The 20,957-nt window shown below is 66.4% G+C and carries 16 protein-coding genes; 10 read left to right on the top strand and 6 right to left on the bottom strand.

What is annotated here, in order from left to right:
- Nucleotides 1-104 precede the first annotated feature (104 nt).
- Nucleotides 105-2,780 (bottom strand): TonB-dependent receptor, encoded by a 2,676-nt coding sequence (locus TS85_RS03765; protein WP_044330514.1) that lies wholly within the window; start codon nucleotides 2,778-2,780, stop codon nucleotides 105-107.
- A 207-nt stretch (nucleotides 2,781-2,987) separates the two neighbouring features.
- Between TS85_RS03765 and TS85_RS03760 the strand changes: the two genes are divergently transcribed.
- From TS85_RS03760 to TS85_RS03745, 4 genes are read left to right on the top strand one after another with little or no spacing between them, the layout of a single operon-like run.
- Complete coding sequence (locus TS85_RS03760; RefSeq protein WP_044330512.1) at nucleotides 2,988-3,908, top strand: dihydrodipicolinate synthase family protein; 921 nt, start codon at nucleotides 2,988-2,990, stop codon at nucleotides 3,906-3,908.
- A gap of 2 nt (nucleotides 3,909-3,910) precedes the next feature.
- Complete coding sequence (locus TS85_RS03755) at nucleotides 3,911-5,077, top strand: mandelate racemase/muconate lactonizing enzyme family protein (RefSeq protein WP_044330510.1); 1,167 nt, start codon at nucleotides 3,911-3,913, stop codon at nucleotides 5,075-5,077.
- 42 nt (nucleotides 5,078-5,119) lie between these two features.
- Nucleotides 5,120-5,842, top strand: a complete 723-nt coding sequence (locus TS85_RS03750) for an IclR family transcriptional regulator (protein ID WP_044330508.1) — start codon at nucleotides 5,120-5,122, stop codon at nucleotides 5,840-5,842.
- 1 nt (nucleotide 5,843) lies between these two features.
- On the top strand, nucleotides 5,844-7,085 hold the full coding sequence (locus tag TS85_RS03745) for an MFS transporter (RefSeq protein ID WP_044330507.1): 1,242 nt from the start codon (nucleotides 5,844-5,846) through the stop codon (nucleotides 7,083-7,085).
- On the opposite strand, the gene TS85_RS03740 is transcribed toward TS85_RS03745, so the two are convergent.
- From TS85_RS03740 to TS85_RS03720, 5 genes are all read right to left on the bottom strand, one after another.
- A complete protein-coding gene (locus TS85_RS03740; protein WP_227698653.1) occupies nucleotides 7,082-8,071 on the bottom strand; it encodes an alpha/beta hydrolase in 990 nt (329 codons plus the stop codon). The genes TS85_RS03745 and TS85_RS03740 overlap by 4 nt on opposite strands.
- 221 nt (nucleotides 8,072-8,292) lie before the next feature.
- Nucleotides 8,293-9,162, bottom strand: coding sequence for a BadF/BadG/BcrA/BcrD ATPase family protein (locus tag TS85_RS03735; RefSeq protein WP_044330505.1), 870 nt, complete (start codon nucleotides 9,160-9,162; stop codon nucleotides 8,293-8,295).
- A gap of 82 nt (nucleotides 9,163-9,244) precedes the next feature.
- On the bottom strand, nucleotides 9,245-10,321 hold the full coding sequence (locus tag TS85_RS03730) for a beta-N-acetylglucosaminidase domain-containing protein (protein ID WP_044330503.1): 1,077 nt from the start codon (nucleotides 10,319-10,321) through the stop codon (nucleotides 9,245-9,247).
- Nucleotides 10,318-11,484, bottom strand: a complete 1,167-nt coding sequence (gene nagA / locus TS85_RS03725; RefSeq protein WP_155006284.1) for an N-acetylglucosamine-6-phosphate deacetylase — start codon at nucleotides 11,482-11,484, stop codon at nucleotides 10,318-10,320. Before nagA ends, TS85_RS03730 begins: the two co-directional genes overlap by 4 nt.
- Nucleotides 11,481-12,536 carry an SIS domain-containing protein gene (locus TS85_RS03720; protein WP_044330501.1) on the bottom strand — a complete coding sequence of 352 codons (1,056 nt, stop codon included), beginning with the start codon at nucleotides 12,534-12,536 and terminating at the stop codon, nucleotides 11,481-11,483. Before TS85_RS03720 ends, nagA begins: the two co-directional genes overlap by 4 nt.
- A 101-nt stretch (nucleotides 12,537-12,637) precedes the next feature.
- On the opposite strand from TS85_RS03720, the gene TS85_RS03715 reads away from it, so the two are divergent.
- The 6 genes from TS85_RS03715 to TS85_RS03690 all read left to right on the top strand — a co-directional run bounded on the left by TS85_RS03715 (nucleotide 12,638) and on the right by TS85_RS03690 (nucleotide 20,940).
- The gene (locus TS85_RS03715) at nucleotides 12,638-13,795 is read left to right on the top strand and encodes an anhydro-N-acetylmuramic acid kinase (protein WP_227698652.1); all 1,158 of its coding nucleotides are present in this window, start codon (nucleotides 12,638-12,640) and stop codon (nucleotides 13,793-13,795) included.
- Between the two features lie 140 nt (nucleotides 13,796-13,935).
- The gene (locus tag TS85_RS03710) at nucleotides 13,936-16,653 is read left to right on the top strand and encodes a TonB-dependent receptor domain-containing protein (RefSeq protein ID WP_052507712.1); all 2,718 of its coding nucleotides are present in this window, start codon (nucleotides 13,936-13,938) and stop codon (nucleotides 16,651-16,653) included.
- Nucleotides 16,654-16,762: 109 nt separating this feature from the next.
- Nucleotides 16,763-18,328 carry a sodium:solute symporter gene (locus TS85_RS03705; protein ID WP_044330495.1) on the top strand — a complete coding sequence of 522 codons (1,566 nt, stop codon included), beginning with the start codon at nucleotides 16,763-16,765 and terminating at the stop codon, nucleotides 18,326-18,328.
- Nucleotides 18,329-18,341: 13 nt separating this feature from the next.
- Nucleotides 18,342-19,238 (top strand): N-acetylmuramic acid 6-phosphate etherase, encoded by an 897-nt coding sequence (locus tag TS85_RS03700; RefSeq protein ID WP_044330494.1) that lies wholly within the window; start codon nucleotides 18,342-18,344, stop codon nucleotides 19,236-19,238.
- A complete protein-coding gene (locus TS85_RS03695) occupies nucleotides 19,238-19,966 on the top strand; it encodes a GntR family transcriptional regulator (RefSeq protein ID WP_044335773.1) in 729 nt (242 codons plus the stop codon). Before TS85_RS03700 ends, TS85_RS03695 begins: the two co-directional genes overlap by 1 nt.
- Before the next feature lie 62 nt (nucleotides 19,967-20,028).
- Entirely contained in the window at nucleotides 20,029-20,940 is a 912-nt protein-coding gene (locus TS85_RS03690; RefSeq protein WP_044330493.1) for a LysR family transcriptional regulator, read from the top strand.
- Nucleotides 20,941-20,957: the final 17 nt, after the last annotated feature.

The raw sequence follows: 20,957 nt of genomic DNA, 5'->3' as shown, positions 1-20,957 counted from the left end.
TCCACTAGAATCAAATGCTTCTAGTGGTCCGAAGAGATTCTGACATTCGAGCGCGACCTAGCGTCACACGGTACCGAATGTCAGAATCGGACCACTAGCCGGCGTCAGAATTTGACGCTGACGCTGGCCTTGTACATGCGCCCGAAGAACAGGTTCGTCCGCAGCGCCTCGGCGGTGCCGTCATAGGTGCGCTGGTGTTCGTTCAGGAGGTTGTTCGCCTCGAGATTGAGCGACAGGTTCTGCGAGAGATCATAGCGGAAGGTTGCCGACAGATCGGTATAGGCATCATTGTAGATGCCGGTGTTCGCGCCCGAGAGGCTGACCAGATAGTCGTCGCGCCAGTTATAGGCCAGCCGGAAGGACACCGGGCCCTTCTCGTAATAGCCGACCAGATTTGCGTTGTTCTTCGACAGGCCGGGAAAGGCGAGCACCCGGCCCACCGCGTCGCGAATCGGCGTCGTGGAGTCGATGTACGAATAGGTGGCGACGATACCGAGCCCGTCGAGAGCGCCCGGCAGGAAGTAGAATGGCAATTGGAGCAGCGCCTCGACACCCTTCACCTTGGCGCCGTCGCCGTTGATTTTACGGTTGATCAGGTAGCTGACGTTGTTGAATGTCTCGGCACTCTGCTTCGCAACGATGAAGGTCGAGACGTCCTTGTAGAAGGCGCCTACCGAGAACAGCGCCTGGCGCCCGAAATAATATTCGACCGATGCGTCGAACTGGTTGGCCTTGAACGGATTCAGGTTCGGCGCGCCGCCGCTGCCGGTGCCTGGCGTGGTCTGCACGCCGTTCACGAACACCGCTGTGTTGTTGAGCGTCACGCCGTTGTTGAGGTCGGCCGTGTTGGGGAAGGCAACGACCTTGGCCGCACCCAGACGGAAGATAAGGCCCTCCATAACGTTCATCTTGACCGTGGCCGAGGGCAGCCATTCGTCGTCGCTGCGCAGGAAGGTGGCGGGCGTGACCCCACCGGTGGCACCGATCAGGTTGCCGATCGACGTCATGTCGCGATGCAGATAACGTATGCCGATGTTGCCGGCGAGATCGAGCGATCCCTCCACCTTGAAGTCGAGCTTGGCATAGCCCTCGGTGAACTTCTCCTTGATCCGATAGGTGCCCGCGAGCGCAGTGGCGGTGCTGGTCGGATCGAGGCAGGCAGCCGCCTGAGAGACCGCCGCGACCGTGGTCCAGACGCCGCATCCGCCAGCGATGCTGTCGTTCGCAGCCAGGAAGCTGCGGGGCAGCCCTCCGAAATCGCCCTTGGCGAAATCCTGGTTCGAATAAAGTGTCAGATATTGCGAGAGGCTGGAAGCGGTGATCCCGCCAGCGGGCCGAATATCGGCCAGCGACGGCGTAACATGCGTATCCAGGCTCTGATAGCGCACGCCGACGTTCAGCGCGTCGAGAAAACCGTCGCCCAGTGCGGCGCTCCAGTCGGTGCGCGCAGCGGTCGCCTCGGTCTTTGCCCGATAGAGATTATCGAACAGGATCGTCAATCGGAGCTGCGAAGGGTCTGTCAGGTCGATGCCGCTGATCGAATAAGCGCCAAGCTCGCCCTTGGTGAAATCAAAGCTCGTGCTGGGCGTGATCCCGGCCACCGGCTGGAGACGGAGATAGTTCTGATCATAGCTCGAGGTCGAGCGATTGTACGAGAGTTCGGCGCTCGCCCTGATCCGGTCGGTCACGTCGAACTTGCCGTTGAGCGCCGACGACCAGGTGTCGGCCTTTGTATAGGCGAACTCGCTATTGGTCAGGACCGGCGCCGTGGACGTACCCGAAAGCAGCACATTGTTGGGCGAATAGGTCGCGTTGGTCAGGCCGGTCTGCGGGTTGAACGAAATCCAGTAGCGCTCCCGGTCCGAGATCAGCTTGGAATAGAAGCTGTCGAGCGTGATCTCGACGCCCGGCGCCGGCTTCCACTGGATCACGCCATCCAGGCCGAACTTGGTGCGCGTCTCGGAGATCTCTTCTGGACGGACGTCCGAATGGCCGAAACGCGTCGTGCCGCCCGAGGTGAACCGCGTATAGCCCGAAAACGTGTCCAGCCCCTGCTGCGACAGGCGGCGGCGACCATAGGAGCCCGAGGCCAGCACGCCCAGCGTGTCGTTGGCGAACTTCTGCGAGACCAGGCCGAACACCTCGTAGCTCGGCTTCTCGGTCAGCGTGTCGTAACTGGCTCCGGCGCGCGCGGCGATGCTGCTCGGACCGTCCAATGGCCTGCGCGTCTCGATGTCGACGATGCCCCCCAGGGCCCCGGCAATGTCGTTGGCGCCCGCCAGCTTGGTCACTTCGAGGCGCGCGATCAGTTCGGACGGAACCAGCGACAGGATGCCATAGGTCGAACTGCCGAGCTGATCGAGGCCCACGCCGCCGCGCCCGGTTGCGTCGACGATCTCGCGACCATTGAACAGATAGACGTTCTGTCGAAGGCCCCGCACCGAAACGCTGGTGCCCTCCGCGATGCCGCGATCGACCTGGATGCCCGAGACACGGGCCAGCGACTCGGCGACGTTGCGGTCGGGCAGCTTGCCGATGTCGTCGGCGACGATCGCGTCGACGAACTGGACCGCGTTACGCTTGATGTCGCGCGCGGCCCCCAGGCTCTGGCGAATGCCGGTTACGACGATGGCGGTGTCGTCCTGCTGGTCCTGCGCGGGATCACTCTCCTGCGCTGCAGGCATGGCCGAGTCGGCCTGCGCCGCAGCGGGTGCGGCAAGCAGGCCAGCCGACGCGAGCGCGGTGGACATCAGCAAATATTGGGCGATGCGATTCTTCATACCCTCTCCCCTTGGCAACTCGACGGTTGGCGAACCCGGGCTTTGCGCCCTTATGGTTCGTATTGTGGCTACTAAAGCAACGTTTTTAGTCTCGCAATACCCAATTTTACGGTCATTCCGCCATTTTTCCCCGATATCGGCGGTTGACAACGGAGGCCGCTGCAAAGAGTATGACATATATAGCAACAATGCTAATCCGGAGGGGCCATGACCCAACTGCACGGCGTGATGCCGATCCTACCGACAATCTTCACGCAGTCGGGCGCCGTGGACGAAGCCGCCACGCGCCGGGTTCTCGACTATATCGTCGCGAGCGGGGCCCAGGGCGTGGTGTTCCCCGGGCTCGCCAGCGAATACGACATGCTGAGCGTCGAAGAGCGACTCCATCTCACCGCGCGAGTCGGCGAATGGCTGGGCGGGCGCGTGCCGTTCGTCGTCGGCGGCAGCACCGGAGACACGAACGAAGCAATCGCCTATGCCGAAGCAGGCACCCGTGCCGGCGCGGTCGCCGCGATGATCCTGACACCCAAAGCATTTGCCGGCGACCTGGCCGCGATGGCGCGCTTCTTCAGAGCGGCGCACGAGGGTTCGGGGATCGCGATCATGCTGCAGAACGCCCCAGCCCCGATGGGCATAGGTATGCCGCTCGAGCAGGTTGCCGAACTGGCGCACCATGAGCCCGGGATCAAATACGTCAAGGAAGAGGCCCCACCCTCGGGCCAGCGAATCACGCGCCTCACCGAACTGGCGGGCGATTCGCTGGAGGCGGTTTTCGGCGGCGCCGGTGCGCGCTTCGTACTGGACGAGTTGACCCGCGGCGCGCGCGGCACGATGCCGGCCTGCGAAATCACCGAACTGCACGTGAATATGCTTGCCGAGCACGCGGCCGGCGAGGAAGGCAGGGCACGCGATCTGTTCGAACGCACTCTCCCCCTTCTCAACATGCAGGCGATTTTCCGCTGGCGACTGACCAAGGCCGTGCTCCAGCGCCGCGGGTTGATCGACAGCGCCTATGTCCGCGCGCCGGGACCGGAGCTGGATCGCTACGACCGGATCGAACTGGACGCGTTGCTCGCACGGCTGGCGGACTTGCTTCCGCTCGAAGCGCCACAGGGAGCGCTCGCCTGATCATGCGCATCGCCGCCATCGACACCTTCATCGTCACCGTTCCGCGCGAAACACCCTATCTGGGACCGCTGGCAAAAGGCGAACGCGTGAACGCGCGGGGCTATATCGTGCGCACGGGCAACGGCACCCTCTATCCGACCACCGACCGCTCGATCGCGGTGCGCGTCACCGCGGAGGATGGCAGTGTCGGCTGGGGCGAAACCTATGGCCTCTGCGCGCCCCGCGCGACATGCGAGATCGTCAACGACCTGCTCGCCCCCGTACTAATCGGCGAGGCGGTGACCGATATCGGGGCGACCTGGGACCTGCTCTACGGGTTGATGCGCGTGCGCGGGGCCTGGAGCGGCTTCCATGTCGATGCGATCGCTGCGATCGACATTGCGCTGTGGGACTTGAAGGGCAAAGCCGAGGGCAAGCCAGTGCGCGACCTGATCGGGGAGACGGCGCATGCGATCATCCCGAGCTACCTCTCCGGATTGCCGGCGGCGACGCTCGCGGCGCGGGTGGCGCTGGCGAAGGAGTGGCAGGCGCGCGGGATCGATGCGTTCAAATTCGCGGCGGTGGTCAGCCATGAGGGAATCGTCGCCGAGATGGCCGCGCTTCGCGACGCGCTGGGCGATGCGACCGAGATCCTGATCGACCTGCATTGGAAGTTCTCCCCCGCCGAGGCAGCCGAACTTATCGCGGCACTCGCCCCCTACCGCCCCGGCTTCGTCGAGGCGCCGGTCAAGCCCGAAGACGTAGCCGGCCTTGCCCATCTTGCCGCAACCAGCCCCGTACCGGTCGCGGCGGGCGAGGAATGGTACACCGAATATGAGGCGATCAACCGCCTCGCTGCGGGGCCGCTGGCCTATATCCAGCCTGAAATGGGCCATACCGGCATTACCCAGTTCCTCCGGATCGCGCGCCTTGCGGCCCTCAAACACGTTGCGGTGGCGCCGCATGCAACGATAGGCACCGGCATCTTCCTTGCCGCCAGCCTCCAGGCCTCGGCGACCCTCCCCGGCTTGTGGAAGCACGAGTGGCAGCATTCGGTGTTCGAGCGGAATCTGGCGCTGCTCGACACCGACATGGCGCATGGCGAGGGCGGCTATGTCCTGCCGTCGGCGCCGGGATTGGGCGTTGCGCCCAATGCCCGGTTCTGGGACCATGCGGAGTTGGTGACGTGAGCGGATTGGCGGCCTGCACGCGCGGGTGCATAGGATGGCGCCATGCGCGCTAAACCCAATGCCCAGCCCAACCAGAGCCTTATCGACGGGATCGCCACGCTCCAGGCGCTGGCAACCTCACCGGAGCCGGTCGGCTGCCGTGAACTGGCGCGGCGGCTCGATGCCGATCCGACCAAGATCAACCGGCTGCTCAAGACGCTCGCCTATCTCGGCATCGCCCGCCAGACGGCGAACCGGAAATATACCGCCGGCGCGGGCATGCACGTGCTCGCTGCGCAGAGCCTCTTCGCATCGGGGCTGATCCGGCGCGCGCTGCCGGTGCTCGAGGGGCTGCGCCGTTTCGGCCACACGGTCGCCTTGGGCGTGCTGTGGGGAGACAGTGTGAGCTATCTGTTCCACGCCCCGCCGGGGATCGAAGCCTCACGCGGACTGGGCCGCATCGGCCTGCTTCCCGCCACCACCAGCGGAATCGGCGTCGTCCTGCTCTCTGAACTCGACGACGACGAAGTGCGCGATGTCTATCGCGACCGGGAAATTCCGATGTTCCCCGAAGGGATCGAACAACTGCTCGCCAAGCTCGCCGAGGTGCGACGGCTGGGATATGCGCGCGTCCACGTCGCCGACGAACGCGACCATCACGTCATCGCGGTGTCGACCGGCGATCCCGCGCACGCCGGAATCGCACTGTCCGGCTGGATTCCCGAGGCGGCGACAGAGCCGCTGGTTGCCGCATTGCGCGAGGCTGCGCCCGAAATAGGAGGCTGAAATGTCCGACCCGGTCGTGTCCATCGGCGAGCCTCGCTCGCCGAGCCCTTTGCGCTGGGCGATTCTGGCGCTGCTGTTCGCATCGACCGTGCTCAACTATGTCGACCGGCAGACGCTGTCGATCCTCGCGCCGATGGTCCAGCGCGATCTGGGCATGGACGACGTCGGTTACGCGCATGTCGTCCAACTGTTCCTGATCGCCTACACGATTGCCTATCTGCTCGCGGGCTGGCTGACCGACAGGTTGGGCACGCGAATGGCGCTGGCACTGTTCGTCGGCTGGTGGTCGCTCGCCAATATGGCCACCGGCCTGGTACGCAGCGCCGCGGGACTTGGGATTGCCCGCGCGATGCTCGGGCTGGGCGAGGCGGGGAATTACACTGTCGGCCCCAAGGCAATCTCCGAGCATTTCCCGGCGCGCGAACGGGGGCTCGCCTTCGGCATCTATACCGCCGGTGCGATGGTCGGCGCGACGATCGCCCCGCCGCTGATCGGGTGGCTGGCGCTCAGCTATGGCTGGCGCTCGGCGTTCATGGTGACCGGCGCGATGGGCTTCCTATGGCTGATCGCCTGGCTCGCCCTCTATCCGCGCCGCAAGGAGAAGGCCGACAGCCGGGCCGAACCGACGCCGTGGCGCGCAATCCTGCGCGAACGACCGCTCTGGGGATTCGCGCTTTCGAGAATGCTCGCGGACCCGGTCTGGTATTTCTACCTGTTCTGGTTCCCCAAATATCTGGCCGATCAGCGCGGGCTGAGCCTCGGCGCAATCGCGGCCACGGCCTGGATCGTCTATCTGGCGGCCGACTTTGGCAGCATCTTTGGCGGAATATTTTCAGGCCAGCTCGTCAAACGCGGCATGACCCCGCCCAACAGCCGCCTGGCGGGCCTGATCGTCGCTGCGGTGCTGGCGCCCGCCGGCATGCTCATCTCCACCGCGCCTGCGATCGAGATCACCTTTGCGCTGGCGGCACTGGTGGCGTTCGCGCATCTGATCTTCCAGATCAACCTCAGCACGCTGGTGGTCGATCTCTACCCCACCCGCGTCGTCGCGACGGTGTTCGGCATCGTCGCGGCGGGCAGCGGACTGGGCGGAATCTTCTCCACCCAGCTCGTCGGCCAAATCGCGCAGACGGGCAATTATGGGCAGATATTCCTGCTGATGGGATGCCTGCATCCGCTCGCGATGCTGATCGCCTGGGGCGCGCTCCGCAGCCAGCCGCGCTCGACGCTCCGGCCCGCCTAGGCGAGACCGTTTCGCACCTGCCAGCGGCGGGCGAGGTTTGGCCAGTCCGACATGGGCCAGGCCGGATCGCCGCGCAGCCCAAGGCCGTGCGCCCCGTCCTCGAACAGGTGCATGTCGATCTCCCCACCCGATCCGCGCACGGCACCGAACAGCGCGAGCGCATGGGCAACGGGGACCACCCGATCGTGTACCGCATGCGCCAGAAAGATCGGCGGGGTGATCCCGGGCACGCGCTGGTCGAACGACCATGCGGCGATTTCGCCCGGCGTCGGATTTGCGCCGAGCAGCGCCAGCTTCGATCCGGTCACGGCCGCGCTGTCCCCTGCCCCCATCGACACCACGGGATAGAGCAGGATCGCGCCATCGGGCCGGGCAAGCAGCCGATCGACGGCGTCGATCACGGGATAGGTGCGCTCATAGACCTTGACGCAAAGGCTGATCGCGAGGTGCCCGCCCGCCGATCCTCCCAACACGGTGACCCGTTTCGGATCGACGCTCCATTTGCCGCCTGCACGGATCAGGCGCATCGCCCGCTGCGCATCCTGGAGGGCTACCAGCGCGCCGCCGCCCCAACGATCCGCTGGCAGGCGGTACCGCAATATGAACGCCGCGACTCCCTGCGCATTGAACCAGCGGGCGGTCTCATAACCCTCGCGGTCGATGCCGACGCGGGAATAGCCGCCCCCGGGAAGGATCAGCACCGAAGCGCCGGTGGGGTTGGCGGGCGCGAAATAGGCGAGAGTGGGGCGGGTCACATGCTCGGCGACGCGATAGCGCAACCCGGAGTTGTCGGTCTGATCGTCGATGGTCTCGCGGATGTCCGGCACAGGTCCGCCCGGCATTCGGCCCTCCGGCCAGAGCCCGACGACAAGATCCGGCTCGCGCATGTCTGCCGCGTACCGCCGGAAATCGGTCGCAATCGATTCCTGCGCCTGCGCCTGCGGCATGGCCGCGGCGCCCGACAGAATTGCAGTGATCTTCAGCATATCTCTGCGTGAGGAACCGTTCAGACGCGGCATTACACCTCTCCCCTTGCACCCATTATGTGCATTTTATAGCAATGAAACTCCCGCGATACAGGCCGAATTTGCGCATTCTGTGATTATTTAGGCTCTATATACTGCTATATTAGCAATATATCTCCGTCGGGCAGATGCCGAGTCCGTGCCGTCCACGCCGCGCACCGTTCAGGACGCCGCAGGTGTTTTCAGACGTCGTGGGGCACGTGGCCGGCCAGCCTGATCGCGCCTTCGAGCGAATCGCCCATCGCCTCGCTCAGCCGTTCCACCGTGCGGTTGCGCAGCCACGGGCGCATGCGCGGCGCAAGGCCGCCGACGAGCGCACAGCGGGCCGCGCCGCGCTCGAAGATCGTCTCGATGAAGCGCTCGATATGCTCGGCGGCGTTCTCGACGATCGAGCGCGCAATGGCGTCGCCTGACTCGGCATAGCGCATCACGAGTGGCGCGAACGTCCCGTAGTCGCGCGGGGTCGCCTGGTCCATCCAGGCGATGACCTGCGCGGTATCGTGGCCGAAGCGCTCGGTGACGGCGGCACTGAGCGGGCTGTTGTGGCTGCGGCCGTCAAGTGCCCGCAGCGCGTGGCGCATCGCCGACAGCCCGAGCGCCGCGCCGCTGCCCTCGTCGGAGATCGGGAAGCCATAGCCGCCGATGGCGAAGTCGCGGCCGTCCACGCGCAACTGCGCGGCGCTGCCGGTGCCGATGATGAGGATCGCGCCGTCCTGCCCCCCGTGCGCGCCGAGGTTCGCGATCTGGGCGTCTGTGGCGTAGTTCGCGCCGGCGAAGCCGAAGTCGAGATCCGCCAGCGCCTCGCACACGCCGGGGCGGGTGATCCCGGCAATGCCCATGCCGGCGCGGATGGTCGCGCGCTGCGCCACGCTCAGGCCCGCCTGCGCCACTGCCTGGTCAGCGGTCTCCTTCAGCGTCTCGTACAGCGCCTCGATGCCGATGCGGGCATTGGCGGTGCCGGACCGCCCCTCGCCGATAACCTCGCCCGCCGCATTGATGAGCCGCGCGCGGCAGTTGCTGCCGCCTGCGTCGATGCCGAGATAGTAGGTCATGCGGGGGTTCTCCCGCGCGTCCGGTAGCGAGCGCCGGCGCGGTGATCGGGCAGCATGGCGCGCAAGGCGGCAGGAAGCGCCGTCACTGCGTCTGCACCTCGTCGTCGGTCATCAGGTCGTCGCCATCCAGCCAGCGCAGGATCTCGCGCGCCGCGGGGTGGTCGATCGGGGCGTAGCGGCTTCGCAGCCGGTCGGCCCGGACGCCAAGGCGGTCCAGTCCCACGTCCTGAAATGCGGCGATATCCTGCTGCAGCGCCGTCGCGAATTCCGAGCCGAGCACCGTCCGTGCCGCCTCGGCGAAAGCCGCGCCATAGGCATAGCCGTCCCCCAACCGATAGACCATCGGCAGCGTCAGCGCAGGGATACAGCCCAGATGCGCCTGGATCGCGGGGTTCACCGCATGGCCGGTGAGATGCTGCGCCGCCCTGGCGCTGCGTCCGGTAAACGCGCGGAGGTGCAGGAAGCGCGACATGCGCGCGCCGTCGTTTACCGGCCAGTTATCCCACAGGCACACCCGGCGCCCGAGTTCGCCGGCGACGCGTTCGAGATGCGCGGCGTCGATCGCCTTCGAACAGACTTCCTCGCCGGTCCAATAGACCTGCACCTGGCCATCCAGCCGCCGCCCCAGCTCGCCCAGATACGCCGCCGGACGCTGCGCGAAGACGAGATCGAGCACCGGGTCGTCGGAATAATAGGTCGGGCACGCATAGACCCGCGTCGCCCGCGTCGCCTGCGCACAGAAATTCACCACATCGGCCTGCCGTGCGGCGAGTTCGGGCATATCGCCGCGAAGATCGTCGAACAGCACGCACAGATCGTCGATCCCGATCGCGTCGAGGTCCGCCACACGGCGGGCAAGGTCGGCGCGGGCGGCATCGTCAAAGGGGTGCGTCGATCCCACAGGGGTCAGCGCGATGCCGAAACGCATGCCGCTGGCCCGAACCTCTGCGGAGAGGCGCGCCAGCATCTCACTCTGCTGCAGCGTGTGCGCGGTGCGCCATTCCCGCCGCAGCGCGCGGTCCGCCTTGGGGCCATAATGGTAGAACCCATAGCCCGCTCTGGCGAGCGTCTTCACGACATAGCCGCGCTCCGCCTCGTCCCAGATGCGCCCGAAACGGCCTTCGACAAGGCCCAGTTCGGGGAGTCGTTCGGGCGTCATTCGCGGTGCTCCGCGTGGTCGCCGCCGATCCAGGTGGCGGTGACGTGATACGCCGCGTCGAGATGGACGAGGTCGGCGCGCAAACCGGGCGCGATCGAGCCGGTTTCCTGCTCCAGCCGCAGGAAGCGCGCGGGGTTGCCGCTCGCCATGCGCGATGCCGCGACGATATCGAGGCCCAGCATGTCCATCGCGTTGCGCAGGGCCTGGGCCATCGTCAGCGCCGACCCGGCAAGCGTGCCGTCCGGCCCGCGACAGGTGCCGTTGGCGACGACAATCTCCTGCCCCATCAGGGTGAAGCGGTCGCGGTGCCCGCCGACCGGGGGCATCGCATCGGTCACCAGCATCGCGCCCTCGATTCCGCGCGCCAGGAGCGCCACGCGCAGCGTCGCGGGATGCACGTGCAGCCCGTCCACGATCAGCCCGAAGAGGCTGGCGCGATCCTCCAGCGCGGCGCCGACCATGCCGGGCTCGCGGCTCTGCAACGGCGTCATCGCGTTGAACAGGTGCGTGAAACCGCAAAGCCCCTCGGCCAGCGCCTCGCGGGTCTGGTCGTAATCGGCCAGCGAATGGCCAGCGCAGACCAGAACCCCCGCCTCGGCCATCGCACGCACAGCGCCCTGGGGCGCCAGTTCGGGAGCGAGGGTGACGATGCGGCGGCCCTTTGTCGGCGCCGCCAGCGTGGCGATCATCTTCGCGTCGAGGGTGCTGAAGCGACCCGCGTCGTGGATGCCCTTCTTGACGGGATTGAGGTGCGGTCCCTCGATATGAATGCCCAGCACGCCGGGCACGCCCTCCGTCAGCGCCGCCTCGCCTGCCGCGATGGCGGCCTCGACCACGGGGGCATAATCGCTGATGAGGGTGGGCAACAGGCCGGTGGTGCCATAGCGACGGTGCGCCTCGGCAATCGCGCGGATGCCCTCGACATTCGGCATGTCGTTGAACAGCACGTCGCCGCCGCCGTTTACCTGTGTGTCGATGAAGCCCGGCAGCAACCAGCCGCCGACGAGGTCGCGCACCGTGCAGCCCTCGGGCAGCTCGCCTGGCGCGGCGGTGCCCACGATGCGCGCGCCGTCCAGCACCAGCGCCCTGTCATGGGCCACTTCGTTCGCGAAGACGATGCTGGCGCCGGTGAGGGCGGTCAGTCCGCAAGGGCTGGACATCATAATGTACGCGTTACCTTGTTGAGGTGCGGCGGGCTATCCGGATCGCGCCCGCGCGCCAGCGAGAGCGCCTCGGCCAGCGCGTAGAAGCTCTGGATCTGGGCGATCGCGCCCAGCACCGGGTGCACCGAGGCGTCGAAGGGAAGCACCATCGCGGCGGGCGCCAGGTCCTCGGGCAGCCCGGCGCCGATCACCTGCGCGCCGCGCGCGGCAAAGTCCTCAAGTCGTTCGCGCAGGCCGGTGCGGGCCGCGTCAAGCGGAGCGAGTACCAGCACCGGGTCCCCGTGCCCCACCAGCGTCATCGGCCCATGCGCGACCTCGGCGCTGGAAAAGGCTTCGGCGTGAAGGCTGGAGGTTTCCTTGAGCTTGAGCGCAGCCTCGCCCGCGATCGGCAATGTCGGGCCCCGCCCGAGCACGAGCATGTGGCTCGCGTCGCGCAGCAGCGGCACCGCGCCGGTCCAATCGGCCTGCGCCGCCGCTTCGAGCACCGCGCCGGTGCGCTCCAGCGCGGCGAGCAGTCCGGCGTCCTGGCTCCATTCGGCGACCAGATGAGTCAGTGCGACGAGGGTGCACACAAAGCTCTTGGTCGCCGCTACGCTGGTTTCCGGGCCGGCATGGACGGGGATGACGATCTCGGCCAGCTCGGCCAATGGCGAGGCGGTGTCGTTGACCAGCGCGATCACTACCGCGCCCTTCCCCTTCGCATCCTCGGCGGCGGCGATGAGGTCCGGGCTGCGGCCGGACTGCGAGATCGCGATCATCGGCACGCCGTCAAATCGCGGCGAGGTGGCGTGATACAGCGATCCGACCGAAGGCGCGTGGCTGAGCGTGGGGATGCCCGCGTGCATTTCGAACAGGAACTTGGCGAAAGCCGCGGCCTGGTCCGAACTGCCGCGTGCGAGGGTGGCGGCGAACGGCGGCGACAGCGCGCGCATGCGGCGCCCCACCTCGCGCATCAGGCCGGCATTGCGCCGGAGCTGTTCAGCCGCGCGCGCAGGCGCCTCGCGCGCCTCCTGCGCCATCTGTGTGGCGCCCTTGCATAATGTGGATGTCATGATGGACACCGATACCAATCCGCCAGCTTTTGCACAATAGGCATTACATTGGTATTGTAAAACCACGCGCCGGTGATACCCGTCGCCGCGTTCAATTCAGGATGCCACGCCCTCAACTCGGCATCCTCTCGGCGGAGGCGGTTCGGATGCTGGTGCTTGGATATATGAGCGGGACGTCGCTGGACGGCGTCGACGCGGCGCTCGTCGAGACGGACGGCGCGCGGATCGAGGCATTCGGCCCGAGCTTCCTGTCGCCCTTCACCGATTCGGAGCGCGCGGTGATCGAGGCCGGCGTCGACGCCGCCCTGGCCTGGAACGGGCGCGGTCCGGCGCGTCCATCGTTCGGCGCCGTCGAAGCAGTGGTCCACGCCGCGCACCTCCGCGCGGCGGAAGCGGTCATCGCCCAGGCCGGGCGGCGACCGGAACTTATCGGCTTCCATGGACAGACGGTGTTGCATCGGCCCGAACAGCGACTGTCGGTGCAGGTCGGCGATGCGCAGGCGCTCGCGGATGCGCTGGGCATCGCGGTCGTCGCCGGCATGCGGCAGGACGATCTGGCGGCGGGTGGCCAGGGCGCACCGCTGGTTCCCGCCTATCACGCGGCCCTCGCGTCGAAACTGGGGTTGGGCGCTCCAGTGGCGTTCCTGAACCTTGGCGGGGTCGCGAACCTGACCTTCATCGGCTCGGATGGCGCGCTGATCGCCTTCGATACCGGCCCCGCAAATGGACTGATCGACCAGGTCGTGCAGTCGCGCGGGGCTGGCCGCTACGACGATGGCGGGCGCTTCGCGGCGGCGGGCCGCGCGGACGCGGCGGTGCTGGCGCACCTGCTTTCGCATGCGCATTTCCGCGGAGAAGGCCCGCGCTCGCTGGATCGCTACGATTTTCCGCTGGATTGGGCCGACGCCTGCTCGCTGGAGGATGCCGCGGCCACGCTGACGGCGTTCACGGCGGATTCGGTGGCGCTGGCGGCGGCGGGCCTGCCGGAGGCGCCCCGGCTCTGGGTGATATGTGGCGGCGGATGTCACAACCCGGTGCTGATGCAGGCGCTGCGCGATCGGCTGGGCGAATGCCGGAGCGCCGATGACTTCGGCCTGCGGAGCGACTTCGTCGAGGCCGAGGCGATGGCCTTCCTCGCCGCGCGGTCGCTACGGGGGCTGCCGCTGACCTATCCCGGCACTACGGGCGTGCCGCAGCCCCTGACCGGCGGGACGCTGTGGCGCCCGCGCAACGGTTCTTGGTTGTTACAAGACCAATAAGATACCGGTATTTACATTTTGTGACGGCTATGGTCAGAATGGACAGTCCAGCAAGATGCCGCCGAATCCTTCGGGTCGCGCTGAGGTAAGTCGTACGGCGGCTGGATTCAGGGAAGTCCAAGAAGATGAAGGGAAGGCCGATGGTTAAGTTCAGTAGGAATGCCGTGGGCGTGGCTGCGCTCGCATTCGCACTCGCCAGTGCGCCCGCGTTTGCCCAGTCGGCACCGCCGTCGGAGAATGACGGCGCCACTGCGACGGGCGACGACATCGTCGTCACCGGCACCCGCATCACGATTCCGGGCAACACCTCCAGCAGCCCGATCGCCTCCACGTCGGAAGACCAGATCAAGCTGCAGGCGGCACTGACCGTAGAGGACTTCTCGACCAAGCTTCCCCAGCTTTCCGGCGGTGTGCGCCAGGGTTCGCAGGGCAGCGACGCGTTCGGCGCGCAGGTGCTCGAACTCCGCAATTTCGGCCAGAGCCGCACGCTGGTGCTGATCGACGGCACGCGCGGCACCCCGTTCGGCTTCCGCAACTCGATCGACGTCAACGCGATCCCCGCCTCGCTCATCAAGCGGGTCGACGTGCTGACCGGCGGTGCGGCCGCCGTTTACGGCGCCGATGCGGTCGCGGGTGTCGTCAACTTCATCCTCAACGACGATTTCGAGGGCGTGCGTGGTTCCACGGCGGCACGCCTGTCGGAGCATGGCGGCGCGCAATATGGCGGTTCGGTCATGGTCGGCACCGGGCTGCGTGACGGCGGTCATATCGTAGTCGCGCTCGACTATACCCAGCGCGACATGATCCGCGCCGGCCAGCGCGACTGGGCGACGACGCCGAAATCGACGATCCCGAGCACCGGCGGCGTCTATACCGACGTGGTGAGCGGCAAAAGCTTCGGATTCACGGACAGCGGGGCGTTCACCACGTCACCGACCGCCACGTCGAACATCAGCAGCAGCTATCCGCTGGTGTCGGGCCTCAAGCGCATCAACGCCGCCGCGCTGTTCAAATACGAGCTGTCGCCCGCCATCGAGGTCTATGGCCGCGCGATGTTCAACAACTCGCGCACCACCGAGACCGGCACCGTCGGCGCCACGCCGGTCGCACTCAACCGCACCGTCTCGGTCAGCGCGAGCAATCCGTATCTGACCAACGACATTCGCAACCAGCTGACGTTCGTGAACGGTGCGGCCCAGGTGAACGTGGCGCGCTCGCTCGACGAAATCATCATGTATCACACCGAACGCGACACCTACCAGGTCCAGACCGGCCTCCGGGGGGCCGTTACCGGCGCGATCAACTGGAATGTCTACGCCCAATATGGCCGCTCGGACGAGAGCACCCGGATCACCGGCGACGGCCTCGTCGCCAGCGCGACGGGCGCCAACAATTTCGCCACGCTCGCCTCGATGGGCGACATCTTCTCCAGCGCCGGCCTGACCAAGGGCCTGACCAGCGACATCTCCAGCTTTCACCGCAAGCGCGACCAGTTCGTCACTGCCGCCACGCTCAGCGGTACGTCAGAGGAACTGTTCTCGCTGCCCGCCGGCCCGATCGGCTTCGCGGTCGGTGTCGAGTATCGCCGCGAGACCGCCAGCATCGGCCAGGACAGCGCGCTGCTGACCGGCAATACCTACAAGGAAGGCGTGCAGGCCGCCTACAAGGGCGAATTCGACGTGGCCGAGCTCTACGGCGAAGTCCTGGTCCCCGTACTGCATGACCTGCCGCTGATCCAGAAGCTGGACCTGGGCGGCGCCTATCGTCTGTCCAAATATGATCTGTGGGGCACCCATGGAACGTGGAAGATGGAGGCGAACTGGAAGGTCGACCGTAACCTGCGGCTGCGCGGCACTTTCCAGCGCGTGCTGCGCACGCCCAATTTCGGCGAATTCGCCGGCGGCGTCTCGTCGCTGCCGTTCAGCAGCCTGGTGACCGTGGACCGCCTCAAGCCCCGCTATGGCGGCGACCCGTGCGTGCTGGGTACCGGCAATGCGGCGCAGTGCGCGCGGTTCGGCGCCCCGGCGGCGGGTTCGGCCAATTCGACCGCGGCCAGCTACCTCACCGGCAACTATTATTACGGCGGCAACCCCGACCTGCAGCCGGAAACCGGCAAGACCAAGACCGTGGGCGCGGTGTTGACGCCGACCTTCCTGCCGGGCCTGAACGTCACGCTCGACTGGTACGAGATGAACCTCGAGGGCGCTGTCGGCGTGATCCAGCCGATCGCGGCGATCACGAGCTGCTACATCACCAACCCTTCTGCCAGCAATCCGCTGTGCCAGCTGGTGACGCGCAACGCGGACGGCAGCTTCAAGGACGCCTATGTCAACAATCAGAACCTCGGCAGCATCGTGCAGCGCGGCCTCGACATCTCGGCGAGCTACACCGCGCGTCCGGAATGGTTGGGCGGCATGGGCGTGCGCTTCAGCTACCAGGGCAACATCGTTACGTCCTACACGATCCAGGCGAACCCCACCGTCGCCCCGATCCAGTGCAAGGGCACGTTCGGCGCCACCTGCTCGAGCGACGGCACCACGCTGGTGCAGCCCGACTATCGCCACACCGCGGGCGTCGGCCTGTCGTTCGGTCGCAGCACGATTCAGTTCGACTGGCAGCGCATCGGCAAGGTGAAATCGAGCGCCTCCGGCTCGACCGAGACCATCGCGGCGCAGAATACCTTCGATCTGTCCGCCTCGCATGAACTCGCGGACGGCATCGCGGTGACCGCAGGAATCTACAACCTCTTCGACAAAGACCCCCCCTACGTATCCACCGGCGGCGTGTTCAACACCTTCCCCGACACGTATGAAATCCTCGGGCGCACGTTCGGCTTCTCGCTTACCGCGCGAATCTGAGGAGCTTCCCTGACGGGGCGCCCGGCCAGCGATCCTCTGGCCGGGCGCCTGCCGTTTCTTCGGGAGCGGCCCTCATGGCCCGGCGTCACCCCATTCGGAGACTATCGCGATGACGCTGCCCTTTTCCATGGCGGACTGGCTGGTGATCGCCGCCTATCTCGTGCTGCTCGTCGCGGGCGGGTGGATATTCACGCCGCGCAAGACCGCCTCGGCGCATGACTATTTCCTTGCCGGCGGCAGCGTGCCCGCCTGGCTCGCCGCGATCTCGGTGCTGTCGGCCACCCAGTCGGCGGCAACGTTCCTGGGCGGGCCGGACTATGGCTATCACGGCGACCTCACCTATCTGGCCGGCAACATCGGCGGTCTCATCGGCGCGATCTTCGTGGCGCACGTCATGATCCCGCGCTTCTACGCGATCAAGGCCACTACCGCCTATGAACTGCTCACTATACGCTTCTCCCAGAAGGCGACGCGCTGGGCGGGTGGCACGTTCCTCGTCGGACGGGTCTTCGCGGGCGGCGCGCGCGTCTATCTCGCGGCGATCGCGCTGGCGATGGTGATCACCGGTACTGTCGATGCACAGGGCATCATGATCGCCGCCCTTGTGCTGATCGTGGCGAGCGTGTTGTTCACGTTCGTCGGTGGCCTCAAGTCGGTGCTGTGGAATGATCTCATCCAGTTCGTGGTCTATCTCGGCTCGGCCATCGCGGTGCTGGTGTTCCTGCGCCTGTCTATCCCGGCCTCGAATTCCGAGATCGTGCAGGGGCTGATGCACACGCCGGAAGGCGTCAATAAGCTCAAGCTGTTCGACTTCTCGATGGATCCGTCGCGCCCGTTCTCGATGCTGGCGATCGTGACCGGGCTCTCGCTGCTCTACATCGCCAATTCCGGAATGGATCAGGACACCACGCAGCGCCTGCTGTCGTGCAAGGACGCGAAGACCGGGGCGAAGAGCCTCTATCTCTCGGTGCTGGCCACGGTCCCGACCGTGGGCATGTTCATTGTCATCGGCCTGCTGCTATACATCCTCTACGACAGGCCGGACCTGATGGGCGGCGCCACCGCGTCGGCCAGCACGCAGTTCGGCGGCGAGAAGATCAGCATCTTCATGCATTACATTCTGACGCAGCTACCAGGCGGCCTGCGCGGCCTCGTTACGATCGGCATCTGCGCGGCAGCGGTGGCCACGACCAATTCCGCGCTCAACGCCATGTCCTCGGTGCTGGTGCAGGACTTTTATCGCCCGTGGAAGGAAAAGCGCATCAGCCCGCCCGAGCATCATTATGTGCAGGCCGGGCGCGCCGGGATGGTCGTGATCGGTTTCGCGATGTTCGTGATGGCTGTCGTCTCGTTCTACTGGCAGCGTTATACCGACATGGGGCTGTTGGAGTTCGCGCTGCAGGTGATGGTATTTACCTATGCGGGCCTGCTCGGCGTCTACTTCACTGCGCTGTTCACTACGCGCGGGACGACCGGCTCGGTGATCGCGTCGCTCATCGTGGGCTTCGTCACGGTGCTGTTTCTTCAGCCTGCTATCGCCCATGTCATCGGACTGCCGGGAGTGCTCAGCGGCCTGTCGTTTCCGTTTCAGCTTTGCATTGCCACGCTGGTGGCCTTCATCGTCTGCGTCCTACCGGCCGGATCCAGTAAGCCACTGGCAACGAACGAAACTTAATCCAAGGTATCTCATGAAGACCGAAGCGTTCGATCCCCGTTACCGAGAACTCGACCTCTGGCCCACGACGCTTGCCGTCGAAGCCATGCTGGAAGGGCAGATGGCCGCCGTCGCCGCTATTCAATCGCAGACTCAGGCGATCGGCCTGGCCGCCGAGGCTGCTGCCGCGCGCCTTGAAGATTGCGGACGCCTGATCTTCGTCGGCGCGGGGACGTCGGGCCGCCTCGCCGTGCAGGACGGCACCGAGTTGCACCCGACCTATGGCTGGCCGATGGAGCGCATGGTGTTCCTGATGGCGGGGGGCAGCGACGCGCTGAGCGAGGCGCAGGAAGGCGCCGAGGACGATGCCGATGCAGGGCGCGCCGATATCGTCGCGGCGGGGGCCGGCCCGAATGACGTGGTGATCGGCGTGGCCGCCAGCGGCCGCACACCCTATACGCTGGCCGCGATCGAACAGGCGCGTCGCGCGGGCGCGCTGACGGTGGGCATCGCCAACAATGCCGGGTCGGCGCTGCTGGACGCCAGCGAATATCCGCTCTGCGCAGTCACCGGTGGCGAGATCGTCGCCGGGTCCACCCGCATGAAGGCGGGGACGGCGCAGAAGGCCATGCTCAACCTGCTCTCCACCGCGATCATGATCCGGTTGGGACGCGTGTATGAAGGGCGCATGGTGGCGATGCGGATATCCAACGCTAAGCTCTTGCAGCGCGGGCGCGGCATGGTTCAGGATATCGCCGGAGTGGATGCCGATACGGCGGCGCGCGCTCTGGAAGCGGCGGGCAACGAAATCCGGTTGGGCGTGCTCGTCGCGCTCGATCGCCCCGTCGCGGAAGGGGAAGCGTTGCTGCGTGCCTGTGGTGGCGATCTGCGCAAGGCCCTGATGATGCTGAAAGGCCAAGCTGAGCTGTGATACGGGACATTGCCTGGACGCGAAGCGACGAGGGTACACCGCTCTACCTGCAACTCGCGCGCTCCCTGCGCGAGCATATCAGCAGCGGCGGCATCGGTCCGGGCAGCGCGCTTCCTTCCGAGCGCGATCTCAGCGAGATGGCGGGCCTCTCGCGCGTGACGGTGCGCAAGGGCATCGAGCAGTTGATCGAGGAAGGCGTGGTGGTGCGTCGCCAGGGCTCCGGCACGTTCGTTGCCCGGCGCATCGAGGCTTCCGGCGGCAAGCTCAGCAGCTTCAGCGACGAAACCCGGCAACGGGGTGAATCTCCCGGCGTCGTCTGGATCTATCGCTCGTACGCCCAGCCCACCGAAGAAGAGGCCCACGCGCTCGATGTTTCGCCTGCATCGCGTGTCGCGCGCCTGGGCCGCGTGCGCCTTGCGGGCGGAGAGCCGCTGGCGATCGAGCACGCGGTGATCCCGGCGACCTTTCTGCCGGATCTCGATGCTTTGGGGGATTCGCTCTACCACGCTCTGGACCATCATGGCTTCCGCCCCAGTTCGGGCACGCAGCGGGTGCGCGCCTCGCTGGCGACGGCGACCGAGGCAGGCATCCTCAACGTCAAGCAGAACTCCGAAGTGCTGCGCATCGAACGCGTCACGCGCATCCCCGACGGCCGGATCGTCGAGTTCACACGCTCGGTCTATCGCGGCGACCGCTATGAATTCGTGAGCGAACTCAAGGAGCTATAGGCGCGCTACCGCCGGCCGATCATCCGCTCGTGTGACTCCGGAATCGCGGCTATACCCACCGGATGCTCTCGCGCTTCACGCTCTATTTCGACGAAGTCGCCAAGCGCGGATCGATCCGCCGGGCTTCCGAATATTTGAACATCGCACCTTCCGCGGTCGATCGCCAGATCCTGCGGATGGAGGAGAAACTGGGCGTCGCGCTGTTCGATCGCACGTCGCAGGGGCTGCGGCTGACCGCCGCCGGCGAATTGATGATCGGCGTGGTGCGGCGCTGGCGGCGCGACCTGCGCAACCTGGAGGTGCGGATCGACGAACTGCGCGGGTTGCGCCGCGGCGAGGTCACCATCGCCCTGGCGGAGGGCAGCGGCGAACTCGTCACCCGCAACCTGCTCAGCTTCGGCAGCCGCTATCCGGGCATCGTCTATCGCCTCCACATCGCCGGGTCACAGGCGGTGGTGGACATGGTGTTGCGCGGCGAGGTCGATATCGGCCTCACCTTCAATCCGCCCGAGCGGCACGAGCTGCGCGTCGAGCGGGCGCTGATCTATCAGGTCGGGGCGGTGGTGCCCGCGGGGCATCCCCTTGCGGGACGGTCCGAAATCACGCTCGACGAATGCGCCGAATATTCGCTGGTCGGTCCCGACGAAGGCCATTCTCTTCGTGCCGTGCTCGATCGCGCCTGGGCGGCGAATGTCGGCGGCAGCCCGCGCTTCGCCGCCAGCGTCAACAGCGTCGAGCTGATCAAGGCGCTGGTACTCGGCGGAATGGGCGTCGGGCTGCTCACGCCAATCGACATCGTCGCCGAGGCCGAACAGGGCCTGCTCCATTTCGTGCCCCTGACCGGCGGCAGGATACCGCTATCCGTGCTGTCGGTGATCAGCGCATCGGGACGGCAGCTTTCGACCGTCGCTTCGCTGCTTCTTCAGCATCTTGCGCTGGCAATGCGCGACGAGCCTGCACCGCATGTCGGCTAGGTGTTGCCTTTTTTCGA

The sequence above is a fragment of the Sphingomonas hengshuiensis genome, assembly GCF_000935025.1.
Classification (GTDB): Bacteria; Pseudomonadota; Alphaproteobacteria; order Sphingomonadales; family Sphingomonadaceae; genus Sphingomonas; species Sphingomonas hengshuiensis.
This window is presented reverse-complemented; position numbering and strand designations above follow the sequence as displayed.

Coding starts and splice junctions, on each gene's coding strand:
- TS85_RS03765 (WP_044330514.1), bottom strand. CDS start 2,780: ATGAAGAATCGCATCGCCCAATATTTGCTGATGTCCACCGCGCTCGCG.
- TS85_RS03760 (WP_044330512.1), top strand. CDS start 2,988: ATGACCCAACTGCACGGCGTGATGCCGATCCTACCGACAATCTTCACG.
- TS85_RS03755 (WP_044330510.1), top strand. CDS start 3,911: ATGCGCATCGCCGCCATCGACACCTTCATCGTCACCGTTCCGCGCGAA.
- TS85_RS03750 (WP_044330508.1), top strand. CDS start 5,120: ATGCGCGCTAAACCCAATGCCCAGCCCAACCAGAGCCTTATCGACGGG.
- TS85_RS03745 (WP_044330507.1), top strand. CDS start 5,844: ATGTCCGACCCGGTCGTGTCCATCGGCGAGCCTCGCTCGCCGAGCCCT.
- TS85_RS03740 (WP_227698653.1), bottom strand. CDS start 8,071: ATGCTGAAGATCACTGCAATTCTGTCGGGCGCCGCGGCCATGCCGCAG.
- TS85_RS03735 (WP_044330505.1), bottom strand. CDS start 9,162: ATGACCTACTATCTCGGCATCGACGCAGGCGGCAGCAACTGCCGCGCG.
- TS85_RS03730 (WP_044330503.1), bottom strand. CDS start 10,321: ATGACGCCCGAACGACTCCCCGAACTGGGCCTTGTCGAAGGCCGTTTC.
- nagA (WP_155006284.1), bottom strand. CDS start 11,484: ATGATGTCCAGCCCTTGCGGACTGACCGCCCTCACCGGCGCCAGCATC.
- TS85_RS03720 (WP_044330501.1), bottom strand. CDS start 12,536: ATGACATCCACATTATGCAAGGGCGCCACACAGATGGCGCAGGAGGCG.
- TS85_RS03715 (WP_227698652.1), top strand. CDS start 12,638: ATGCCACGCCCTCAACTCGGCATCCTCTCGGCGGAGGCGGTTCGGATG.
- TS85_RS03710 (WP_052507712.1), top strand. CDS start 13,936: ATGGTTAAGTTCAGTAGGAATGCCGTGGGCGTGGCTGCGCTCGCATTC.
- TS85_RS03705 (WP_044330495.1), top strand. CDS start 16,763: ATGACGCTGCCCTTTTCCATGGCGGACTGGCTGGTGATCGCCGCCTAT.
- TS85_RS03700 (WP_044330494.1), top strand. CDS start 18,342: ATGAAGACCGAAGCGTTCGATCCCCGTTACCGAGAACTCGACCTCTGG.
- TS85_RS03690 (WP_044330493.1), top strand. CDS start 20,029: ATGCTCTCGCGCTTCACGCTCTATTTCGACGAAGTCGCCAAGCGCGGA.